The organism is Halomonas sp. SIMBA_159, from assembly GCF_046536035.1.
Classification (GTDB): domain Bacteria; phylum Pseudomonadota; class Gammaproteobacteria; order Pseudomonadales; family Halomonadaceae; genus Vreelandella; species Vreelandella venusta_A.
In genome coordinates, this window is sequence record NZ_JAWJBT010001408.1 from 1 (window position 1) to 242 (window position 242).

The 242-nt window shown below is 70.7% G+C and carries 1 protein-coding gene; it reads right to left on the reverse strand.

Annotated features, from left to right (window positions below; genetic code table 11):
- Positions 1-242: mitofilin family membrane protein (locus R0J87_RS23880; protein ID WP_498889510.1), on the reverse strand; the 242-nt coding region annotated here is incomplete at both ends.

A 242-nucleotide genomic window follows, 5' to 3' on the forward strand; every position in this document is an offset into this window, starting at 1 on the left:
GCTGTCGGGGCCGTTGCCGCTCTTCGGCGCGGCGATAGAGCTCATCAGCTGGCTGCTGAGCTGAGACAGCGCCTGCTCCGCCGCGATCCGGCTGCGGGCCTGCTCAAGCCAGCTCGCCATCTCGCCCTTAGCCGGTTCGGGCATCTGCTCGACGATTCCCACGGCCTCCTGCAGGTCGCCGGCGGCAAGCTTGGTCTCCGCCCGGGCGAGGCGGGCGTCGACGCTGTTGCCTTCGGCCGATG